Annotated in this window: 11 protein-coding genes; 6 read left to right on the forward strand and 5 right to left on the reverse strand. The window is 33.6% G+C overall.

Annotation, left to right across the window (positions count from 1 at the left end; all coding sequences use genetic code 11):
* Positions 1-102 precede the first annotated feature (102 nt).
* From Q0800_RS12950 to nadC, 3 genes are read right to left on the reverse strand one after another with little or no spacing between them, the layout of a single operon-like run.
* Entirely contained in the window at positions 103-522 is a 420-nt protein-coding gene (locus tag Q0800_RS12950) for a DUF2147 domain-containing protein (RefSeq protein WP_299130505.1), read from the reverse strand.
* On the reverse strand, positions 515-1468 hold the full coding sequence (locus tag Q0800_RS12955) for a YihY/virulence factor BrkB family protein (protein ID WP_299130507.1): 954 nt from the start codon (positions 1466-1468) through the stop codon (positions 515-517). Before Q0800_RS12955 ends, Q0800_RS12950 begins: the two co-directional genes overlap by 8 nt.
* Before the next feature lies 1 nt (position 1469).
* Entirely contained in the window at positions 1470-2327 is an 858-nt protein-coding gene (gene nadC / locus Q0800_RS12960; protein WP_299130509.1) for a carboxylating nicotinate-nucleotide diphosphorylase, read from the reverse strand.
* Between the two features lie 114 nt (positions 2328-2441).
* Between nadC and rlmH the strand changes: the two genes are divergently transcribed.
* Positions 2442-2915: a 23S rRNA (pseudouridine(1915)-N(3))-methyltransferase RlmH gene (rlmH, locus tag Q0800_RS12965; protein WP_299130511.1), complete on the forward strand. Its 474-nt coding sequence runs from the start codon at positions 2442-2444 to the stop codon at positions 2913-2915.
* Positions 2916-2947: 32 nt separating this feature from the next.
* Here rlmH and Q0800_RS12970 read toward each other — a convergent pair whose 3' ends face one another.
* A complete protein-coding gene (locus Q0800_RS12970; protein ID WP_299130513.1) occupies positions 2948-4735 on the reverse strand; it encodes a DUF885 family protein in 1788 nt (595 codons plus the stop codon).
* 119 nt (positions 4736-4854) lie between these two features.
* Positions 4855-5154 carry a ribosome-associated translation inhibitor RaiA gene (gene raiA / locus Q0800_RS12975; protein ID WP_299130515.1) on the reverse strand — a complete coding sequence of 100 codons (300 nt, stop codon included), beginning with the start codon at positions 5152-5154 and terminating at the stop codon, positions 4855-4857.
* 153 nt (positions 5155-5307) lie between these two features.
* On the opposite strand from raiA, the gene Q0800_RS12980 reads away from it, so the two are divergent.
* The 5 genes from Q0800_RS12980 to Q0800_RS13000 form a co-directional block, all read left to right on the forward strand.
* Positions 5308-5694 carry a thiol-disulfide oxidoreductase DCC family protein gene (locus Q0800_RS12980; RefSeq protein ID WP_299130516.1) on the forward strand — a complete coding sequence of 129 codons (387 nt, stop codon included), beginning with the start codon at positions 5308-5310 and terminating at the stop codon, positions 5692-5694.
* A 35-nt stretch (positions 5695-5729) separates the two neighbouring features.
* Complete coding sequence (locus Q0800_RS12985; RefSeq protein WP_299130517.1) at positions 5730-6305, forward strand: non-canonical purine NTP diphosphatase; 576 nt, start codon at positions 5730-5732, stop codon at positions 6303-6305.
* A gap of 29 nt (positions 6306-6334) precedes the next feature.
* Entirely contained in the window at positions 6335-7012 is a 678-nt protein-coding gene (gene trmD, locus Q0800_RS12990) for a tRNA (guanosine(37)-N1)-methyltransferase TrmD (RefSeq protein ID WP_299130520.1), read from the forward strand.
* A gap of 230 nt (positions 7013-7242) precedes the next feature.
* Positions 7243-7593: a 50S ribosomal protein L19 gene (gene rplS / locus Q0800_RS12995; RefSeq protein WP_299130518.1), complete on the forward strand. Its 351-nt coding sequence runs from the start codon at positions 7243-7245 to the stop codon at positions 7591-7593.
* Between the two features lie 376 nt (positions 7594-7969).
* The coding region (locus tag Q0800_RS13000; protein WP_299130519.1) for an NADP-dependent isocitrate dehydrogenase at positions 7970-10158 on the forward strand (2189 nt) is incomplete at its 3' end.

Consider the following 10158-nt stretch of genomic DNA (forward strand, 5'->3'; position numbering starts at 1 on the left):
CTAGTGTCTAGTGTCTAGTGTCTAGTGTCTAGTGAAAAAAATCAAAATTTATTTACTTATAACATATAATATAAAATTTTACTTCTTAATTCTTACCTTATACTAATCAACACGTTTCCAGTATTGAGCCTTATAAAAGAACGCCACGTAGCCTCTCACTCTTAATGTATTTTTGTCGTCGAGTTTTAATTGGCATTGGTATTCTTTACCGTTTTCTGGATTTAGAATTATACCACCTTCATAGACATCATCATCTTTTTCTAAACCTTCGATGATAACCATATTTGTTATGGGTTGGTCTTTTTTTGACCCTTCACATTCGGTACATTTTGGATTGGGTTTAGAGGGATTTAAAAGTTGAATAATTTTACCATAGACTCTATCATCCTGTTCATAGATTTTTATAATGGATTTCTCTTTTCCGGTTTCGTCGTCAATAGATTTCCATTTGCCAAAAATACTTTGAGCACCACTTAAATTTAAACTTAAAAAATAGAGTGCAACTAAAATATATTTATTCATTTTTTGTATTAATTTTATGTAATCGTCTTAGTGACGCATTCAACTCGTATCCCAACAATAGTATATTAGAGTTAAGCCACAGATATAACAGCAGTATCAATAACGCACCTATAGAGCCATACAATTTGTTGTACTGAGAGAAATTGTCTATATAAATCCCAAATAAATATGAAGTTAGAATAATGAGAAGCGTCGTTAGTAAGGCACCAATTGAAAAAAAGCGTGTTTGTCTACCTTCTTTTGTGCCAAAATAATATAAGGTTGCTGTGGCTAAGTAAACCATCAAAACAAAAAATAAATACTTTGCAAACACTATCCATCCTACTCCATTACTATTTTTAGCCAAGGTTTCACCACTAATAGTTTCGTAAATGGGTTTTAATATGTAAATCTGAAAATACCCAAAAACAGCAACAGTCAACAATACTAAAATTGCCAAGATTAACGCCACACCTAAAGCATATAAATATTGCTGAAAAACATTACGTGTTAATTGCTCATGATAAGAATTTTCAAACCCTGAAAACACAGCATTAACTCCATTAGCCATTAATAACATGGATAATAAAAATACTGATGATACCAAGCCTGCCCCTGCTCCACCACTTATATTTTCAAAAATATTAGAAAAAAAGAATTCTGAAGTTTGAGGCGGTAATACCGAATTTAAAAAATCTTCGAATTGCGTGGGGAAATCAGCGATAGGAATGTAAGGTATTATAGTAATCACAAATAGAAGAAATGGAAAAATCGCTGTAAAAAAACTAAAGGCTATGGCACTCGCTCTAGTAGTAAGCGCACCTTTAACAATACCCATAACGTACAACTCTAATAAATCATAGATAGATAAGCCTTCAAATCCTGGTAGTCTAACTTGCTTAAAAAAGCGAACCACCAGATTAATCACAGGAATTTTATCAAGCTTATCTTCAATGGGTTTTGTCATATTACACTGCCTTGAGACTCAAATCCATGTTATAAACCGAATGCGTTAATGCACCAGATGAGATGTAATCCACACCACACTCAGCATAATGCCTAACCGTTTTTTCATTGATGCCACCAGAAGATTCTGTTAAACACTGATCTCCAATCAAAGCTACAGCTTTACGTGTATCCTCATAATTAAAGTTATCTATAAGAATACGATATACTCCACCACAGTCTAATATCTCTTTTATCTCTTCTAAGTTACGTGCTTCAACAATAATCTTGAGATCCCTATTGGTATCCTTAAGGTATTGCTTAGTCAGATTAATTGCTTTAGCTACTCCATCTGCAAAATCAATATGGTTATCTTTTAGCATAATCATATCGTACAAAGCAAATCTATGATTCTCGCCACCTCCAATTTTTACAGCCCATTTTTCTAAGGCCCTAATTCCTGGTGTTGTTTTTCTGGTATCGAGAATTTTAGTTCCTGTTCCCTCCAATAAATCCACAAATATTTTTGTCTTGGTTGCAATGGCACTCATACGTTGCATAGCGTTTAAGACTAAACGCTCTGCTTTTAAAATAGATTGTGAAGCTCCTTCTACATAAAATGCGATATCTCCATATTTTACTTCACTTCCATCTTCAATCAGAGTCTCAACTTTCATGTTTTTATCTACATAAGCAAAGACTTGTTTTGCAAACTCAATTCCTGCAATTACGCCCTCATCCTTGACTAAAAGCTTTGCTTTTCCTATTACTGAAGCTGGAATACAAGCCAAAGAACTATGGTCACCATCACCAACATCCTCTCTAATCGCATTAGCTATGATGCCTTCTATTTCTATTTTGAATTGTTCTTTTGAAATCATGTCAACTTATATTTACTGTAAAAATAGGAAATTGATTGACGATATGCGATTTTAGATTTACGAATTCTGACTAAAAAAATCGTGAATCATAATTTGTAAATCGTAAATTTGAGCATGCAAATTAAGCTCATCACTATAGGCAAAACCGACAATAAAAATCTTCAGGCCTTAATTGAAGATTACCAAAAACGATTAAGTCATTACATACGGTTTGAGTTTGAAATTATTACAGATATTAAAAACGTAAAGCATCTTTCTGAAGCGCAACAAAAGGATAAAGAAGGCGAGTTAATTTTATCTAAAACGCAGAAGTCTGATGTTATGATTCTATTAGATGAAAATGGTAAGCAAATGGATTCCTTGGCGTTTTCCAGCTACTTGCAGAAGCATATGAATTCTGGCATTAAAACCTTAATCTTTGTGATTGGTGGTCCTTATGGGTTTTCTGAAACTGTTTACAAAAGAGCTAACGGAAAGTTAGGCTTGTCTCAAATGACATTTTCCCATCAAATGGTACGTTTGTTCTTTATTGAGCAACTCTATAGAGCCTTTACTATTTTAAAAAATGAGCCTTATCATCATAGATAAGACTCACTATTATTAACACTTTATTTAAGATGCTATTTTTGAGAAGCAATCCAAGCATCAATTTTATCTTCTAATAATTGTAAAGGAATACAACCGGTTTCTAAAACTTGGTGGTGATAGTCTTTAATATCAAATTGATCTCCTAAAGCTTCTGAAGCTCTATCTCTAAGTTCAACCAATTTTAGTTGCCCGATTTTATAGGACAAGGCTTGACCAGGGTTTGCCATATAACGTTCAATCTCACTGGTAATGGCACGTTCGGATTCCGCTTCGTTTTCTAAAGAATATTGTATGGCTCGCTCTCTTGTCCAACCTTTAGCGTGCAATCCTGTATCAACTACAAGTCTAATGGCTCTATGGATTTCTTGGCTCAACATTCCAAAATACATATAAGGATCCTTAAATAGACCTAGTTCTTTACCCATAGATTCCGCATAAAGCGCCCAGCCTTCACCATAAGCACTATACCAAAGTGTTTTTCTAAAACTTGGCAAATCTTCACTTTCTTGTTGCAAAGAAATTTGGTAATGATGACCTGGTATCGCCTCATGCAGGAATAAACTTTCCTTATCGAAAATATTATACGTCTCTACATTAGGAATTGGTGTAAAAAAGATGCCTGGTCTTGTACCATCTAGTGAGCCTGGATTATAATTAGCAGCAGCCGATTTCTCTCTAAATGGCTCGGTTCTCCTAACTTCGAATGCAGTTTTGGGCTTATTTTTGAATAACTTATTAAGTTGTGGTATCATGGCATTATGAATACTATCATAGAATTCAATCACTTGAGGACGATCCGTAAAAGGCATCAATTTTTGGTTAGTTCTTACATGCTCAAAAAATGCATTAAGATTGCCTTTAAAACCAACTTGTTCTTTTACTTTTTCCATTTCAGATCTTATACGTGCTACCTCACGTAACCCTAGCTGATGTATCTCATCAGCAGTCATGCCAGTGGTTGTATATAGTTTAATTTGATGGTTGTAATAATCCGTACCCAATGGTGTAGCGTCTATTCCGCTCGTTGTTCTTCCATTTGGCAGGTATTCATTCGTTAAAAAATCGACCATGTTTTGATGCGCTGGCATTATTTTTTCTTTAACCATATTGGTATATGCAGCAGTCAATGCATCACGCTCATCTTTTGTAAAACTATCTGGTAATACCTTAATTGGCGCATAATACAGATGATCTTCAACAGCACCTTTTGCTAAAGTTTCAAACTGTGGAATCACCTTTTTAATCAGCGGTTGTGGTAATACGTAACCTTCTGCCATACCAGTTTTCATATTAGACATTGCAGAATTTAACCATACTAAATAGTTATCTACACGTTGCATCCAATCGTTATAATCCTTAACAGTATTAAAAGGTTGTGCATTACTGGCAGATGATAACTGATTAAAATCTAAATTTTTAGACCACATTTGGTCTATGGGCATTAAATCTTTTTTAAAACGCATCGCCTCTAGATTTATATCTATATCCCACTTAAGAACCTCTAAGCTCATTTTTTCAGTTGTACTCAATGAAGCTACATCTAAATCAGCAAGTTTAGCTCTGTAAGATTCATAGTAAGTTTTCTTTTTGGCCTTGTATTCTGGTGATAAAAAATTAGGGAATTCTGCATTAAAACGCATATCACCAGCGCCTGTTGCTAATGTTGGATTTAAAACATAACCTTCCTCTTTAAAGTTATCTAATAGGATTGCAAATGTTTCATTTTTAGAGGCTTTAGATGGATCATTTTTAGTAGAATCGTTTTTACATGAAAAAAGATAAAACGCTAAAAAGCCGCAAAGAAATAATTGACGTAACATAAACTGTTTTTTTATTTGAATCACCAAGATAGAGAATATTTAAAAGACAACTATGTAAGACTTAAATAAAAAAGCCCAAAACATAGTTTTGAGCTTTTAATGTATTTGATTTTAAAAAATTAATGAACCTTGTAAACGTCTTTACGCTTTTCTAACTGACGTTTTAAGTCTCTTATGGTCTCGTTTACGGCAGCCTCGTAAGTTGCTTCGCTAGATGTTGCAAAAATTCTTGGGCCTGGTAAACTTAATTCTATATTACATATTTTACCAGCATCATGCTCGTTATCATCATGCTTAATATAAACTTGTGCTGAAATTAAAAACTCAAATTTATTACTTAATTTATCTAATCGTTCCTGCGCGTAAGCTGATAAGGTTTCACTTACATCTGTGTTTACATACTGAAAATTTACTGTCATAATTCCTTCGTGTTTTAAGTTTTAATTGTACTTCTAAATTACAAAAATCCTTGGGTATTGTAAATGACTTTTATCATAAAAATTCCCTAAAATATTTCATTAACGAAAGTAATTTTCAATTCTCTCGTCTATTCTATTGTAAAATCACTATACATGAAAAATTCTATTACTAAAGACATTATTATTTTTGATGGTGAGTGCAATCTGTGCAACGGTGTTGTGGGTTGGTTATTAAAATTTGCACCAGAAGATTTATTTCAATTTGTGGCATTTCAATCTAACTATGGGCAAGAATTACTTAAAAATTACGGGTTTCCTACAAAGCGCCTAGATACCGTAATTCTTATAGACAAAAAAGGTGTTACAACCCATTCTGATGGTTTTCTTAAAATTGTTTCTAAAATTCCCAAATGGAAACGTGTTGCTGCCTTATTAGCCTTTATTCCTAGGTTAATTAGAGATTACATCTATAAAACAGCATCTAAGAATCGTGTAAAATGGTTTGGAGAATCTAAAAGTTGTACTACTAATTTTAAGTAGAAAAAGATTATATCTTTGGGTAAAATTAAAAACCCATGCAGCTCGTATTTGCTACTAACAACCAAAATAAACTCAGAGAAGTACAAGCTTTAGTGCCAAAGCATATAAAATTATTGAGCTTAGAAGACATACTTTGTATTGAAGATATCCCAGAAACCACAGGCACTATTAAAGGCAATGCCATACAAAAAGCAGAATATATTAAAACACATTATGGTTATGATTGTTTTGCTGATGACACAGGTTTAGAGGTTGAAGCTCTTAATGGTGCACCAGGTGTAGATTCTGCACAATACGCAGGACCACAACGTAATGCAGACGATAATATGACTAAATTGTTAGCGCAGCTCAAAAACAAAGCGTCTAGACAAGCACATTTTAAAACCGTAATTGCCTTATATATTAATGGTAATTTAGAAACCTTTACAGGCATTTGCAAAGGTGAAATTACCACTAAAAAACATGGTAAAAAAGGATTTGGATACGATCCAATTTTTAAAGCAGAGGGCTACACTAAAACTTTTGCCGAAATTTCATTAGATGAAAAAAATAAAATTGGGCATCGAGGAAAAGCCGTTAATCAATTAATTGAGTTTTTAAATAAATATTAAAACTACCTTTGCACTCAATTTGTGAGACCATGCGCATAGACATCATTACCGTTTTACCAGAACTAATTAAGAGTCCTTTTGAGGCTTCTATTCTTAAACGTGCTATTAAAGCTAATTTAGTAGAAGTCCATTTTCATAACCTTAGAGATTATACTACGGATAACTACAAATCGGTTGATGATTATCAGTTTGGTGGGGGTGCTGGTATGGTATTATCTATAGAGCCCATAGATAAATGTATATCTCAGCTGCAAGCGCAGCGTCACTACGATGAGATTATTTATATGACACCAGATGGAGAACGACTTAACCAAAGTATTGCTAACCGAGTTTCTTTAAAAGAAAACATTATTATTCTTTGTGGTCATTATAAAGGTGTAGACCAGCGTGTACGCGATAAATTTATAACCAAAGAAATATCTATTGGCGATTATGTACTTTCTGGTGGTGAGTTGGGAGCAGCTGTTTTATGCGATTCTATTATTCGGTTAATACCTGGTGTACTTGGTAACGAGACCTCTGCTCTTACTGATTCTTTTCAAGACAATATTTTAGCACCACCTATTTATACCAGACCTAGAGAATACAAAGGCATGAAGGTACCAGATGTATTATTCAGCGGTAATTTTGGTGAAATAGAAAAGTGGCGAGAAGAACAGGCCTACAAAAGAACTCAAAAAAGAAGACCAGATCTTTTAGAGGAGTAGCACAAAAGGATTTTTTTAACTTCACAAATAAAATTCCCTTTTCCTAATCCTAGTCCTAATCCCTGAGTTAAAAAACGTACGCTGAAATAACAACGCAATCACAAGAACAAAATCTTTTCACTTTTCACTTTTTACTTTTCACTTTTTAATTATCTTTGCACCCACTTTAGATTAACCTCTGGCGAAAATCGTGAATGTTGGTATGAAGCAACACAATTAAAAAAGAAAACATGAATTCTTTAGTAAAATTTGTACAAGACGAATTTGTAACCAAAAAAGACTTTCCAACATTTGGCGCTGGTGATACAATTACTGTGTATTACGAGATTAAAGAAGGAAACAAAACACGTACACAGTTCTTTAAAGGAGTAGTATTACAACGTAAAGGCAGTGGTACTTCAGAAACATTTACAATCCGTAAAATGTCAGGTACTATAGGTGTAGAGCGTATCTTCCCTGTTAATTTACCTGCCTTACAAAAAGTTGAAGTTAATAAGCGTGGTAAAGTACGTAGAGCTCGTATTTTCTACTTTAGAGGTCTTACTGGTAAAAAAGCAAGAATTAAAGAAGTTAGAAGATAATCTAACAGACATACAAAAAAAAAGCTTTCAATTTTCATTGAAAGCTTTTTTTTTGTTATAAACTTAAGTTTGTGAGTTATCAATTTCTTAATATTTAATGTAGTTCATCTCAAGTAAAATAGTCCTATCAAAAAAACCGTTTTAATTTAAAATTAAAGGGGCATATTTTTTCGTTTAATTAACTTCAAAACATAGATTCAATACATTATAACTAAACCAAAAATGAAATTGATAACCTTTAGCACCATAAATTAAGAAATTGGCAAAAATTTAAGCCTTAGTTACTAATCTCACAGCAGCAAAACTGATGCAATTTTGTATATTTGCACAGCTTTTTAAATAAGCTCAAGCACATTCATTTTATTTACAATAACCTATGACCAAAATAGCAAAGATTGTTTACACAAAAACAGACGAAGCACCAGCTTTAGCAACACGTTCTTTTTTACCCATAGTAAAGTCCTTTACAGAATCTTCTGGCATAACTATAGAAACTAAAGATATATCATTAGCAGCTAGGATATTAGCAGTATTTCCAGATTATGTAACAGAGGAACAACGTGTTAATGATGCCTTAGCAGAGCTTGGGGAATTAGCAAAAAAGCCTGAGGCAAATATTATAAAATTACCCAATATTAGTGCCTCAATTCCTCAATTAACTGATGCTATTGAAGAGTTACAGGCTAAAGGCTATAAACTTCCGGATTACCCAGAAGACCCTCAAAATGATACAGAAAAAGATATTAAGGCCCGTTACAATAAAATAAAAGGTAGTGCTGTAAATCCTGTTTTAAGAGAAGGAAACTCAGACAGACGTGCACCAAAGGCTGTTAAAAACTATGCTAAGAAAAACCCACATAGTATGGGTTCTTGGTCGTCTAACTCTAAAACGCATGTAGCTACAATGTCTAACGGTGACTTTGCACATAATGAGACGTCCGTAACTATTGAGAATCCAACTAGCGTAAAGATTATACATACAGACACAAACGGTAAGCAATCCGTTTTAAAAGATAATTTAGCGCTTTTAGCAGGAGAAATTATTGACACTACTTACATGAGTAAGAAGGCCCTATTAAATTTCTTAGATAACGAAATTAAAGATGCTAAAGCACAAGATATATTAATGTCTTTACACATGAAAGCAACTATGATGAAGGTTTCTGACCCAATCATTTTTGGTCATGCTGTAAGAACATACTTTAAAGCTGTTTTTGATAAACATGCTGAAACACTAGAAGAAATTGGTGTTGATGTTAATAATGGTTTTGGAAATCTATTAGAAAACTTAGAGGAATTATCGGATGCTAAACGCAATGAAATTGAAGCTGATATAAAATCTGCACTAGAAAATGGACCAGATTTAGCCATGGTAAATTCTGATAAAGGAATTACAAATCTACATGTACCAAGTGATGTTATTATAGATGCTTCTATGCCTGCAATGATTAGAACATCTGGGCAAATGTGGAATAAAAATGGTGAGCAACAAGATACCAAAGCTATTATCCCAGATAGTAGTTATTCTGGTGTCTATATTGCTACTATAGATTTCTGTAAAAAACATGGAGCTTTTGATCCAACTACTATGGGTACAGTTCCTAACGTTGGTTTAATGGCGCAAAAAGCTGAAGAATATGGCTCTCATGACAAAACATTTGAAATTTCTACAGACGGAAAAGTAGAGGTTATTGATGCTTCAGGCAATGTTTTAACATCTCATAATGTAGAAACTGGAGATATTTGGAGAATGTGCCAAGTAAAGGATGCACCAGTACAAGACTGGGTAAAATTAGCGGTAACAAGAGCAAAAGCGTCGCAAACACCTGCAGTTTTTTGGTTAGATAAAAACCGATCTCATGATGCAGAATTAATTAAAAAGGTCAACACCTATTTACCAAACCATGACACTAATGGCTTGGATATAAGAATCTTATCGCCTATAGAAGCTACAGAATTTACCTTAGAGCGCGTTAAAGCCGGAAAAGATACAATTTCAGTAACAGGAAATGTATTAAGAGATTACTTAACTGATTTATTTCCAATTTTAGAATTAGGTACAAGTGCTAAAATGTTATCTATAGTACCTTTAATGAATGGTGGCGGATTATTTGAAACTGGCGCTGGCGGATCAGCACCAAAGCACGTACAACAATTTGTTAAGGAAAATCACTTACGTTGGGATTCTTTAGGCGAATTTTTAGCCTTAGCCGTATCCTTAGACCATTACGGAGACGTAAACAATAATGATAAAGCAAAAGTACTAGGTGAAGCTTTAGATGAGGCTACTGAGAAATTGCTAGAAAATAAAAAAGGTCCATCTCGTAAAGTTAACGAATTAGATAATAGAGGAAGCCACTTTTACTTAGCGTTATATTGGGCAGAAGCACTTGCTAATCAAAACAAAGATGAAGCGCTAAAATCTGAATTTACAGAAAAATACAAACAGCTATCTAAAGAGCAAGACACAATTGTAAAAGAGTTGATAGATTGCCAAGGCGAGTCTGTTAATATTGATGGTTATTATTTACCAAATGAAACTTTAACACGTAACGAAATGCGACC

Source organism: uncultured Winogradskyella sp. (assembly GCF_937958655.1).
Classification (GTDB): Bacteria; Bacteroidota; Bacteroidia; order Flavobacteriales; family Flavobacteriaceae; genus Winogradskyella.

What these genes read in the sequence shown, in the direction of transcription:
- Q0800_RS12950 (WP_299130505.1), bottom strand. Translation starts at nt 522, where the DNA reads ATGAATAAATATATTTTAGTTGCACTCTATTTTTTAAGTTTAAATTTA.
- Q0800_RS12955 (WP_299130507.1), bottom strand. Translation starts at nt 1,468, where the DNA reads ATGACAAAACCCATTGAAGATAAGCTTGATAAAATTCCTGTGATTAAT.
- nadC (WP_299130509.1), bottom strand. Translation starts at nt 2,327, where the DNA reads ATGATTTCAAAAGAACAATTCAAAATAGAAATAGAAGGCATCATAGCT.
- rlmH (WP_299130511.1), top strand. Translation starts at nt 2,442, where the DNA reads ATGCAAATTAAGCTCATCACTATAGGCAAAACCGACAATAAAAATCTT.
- Q0800_RS12970 (WP_299130513.1), bottom strand. Translation starts at nt 4,735, where the DNA reads ATGTTACGTCAATTATTTCTTTGCGGCTTTTTAGCGTTTTATCTTTTT.
- raiA (WP_299130515.1), bottom strand. Translation starts at nt 5,154, where the DNA reads ATGACAGTAAATTTTCAGTATGTAAACACAGATGTAAGTGAAACCTTA.
- Q0800_RS12980 (WP_299130516.1), top strand. Translation starts at nt 5,308, where the DNA reads ATGAAAAATTCTATTACTAAAGACATTATTATTTTTGATGGTGAGTGC.
- Q0800_RS12985 (WP_299130517.1), top strand. Translation starts at nt 5,730, where the DNA reads ATGCAGCTCGTATTTGCTACTAACAACCAAAATAAACTCAGAGAAGTA.
- trmD (WP_299130520.1), top strand. Translation starts at nt 6,335, where the DNA reads ATGCGCATAGACATCATTACCGTTTTACCAGAACTAATTAAGAGTCCT.
- rplS (WP_299130518.1), top strand. Translation starts at nt 7,243, where the DNA reads ATGAATTCTTTAGTAAAATTTGTACAAGACGAATTTGTAACCAAAAAA.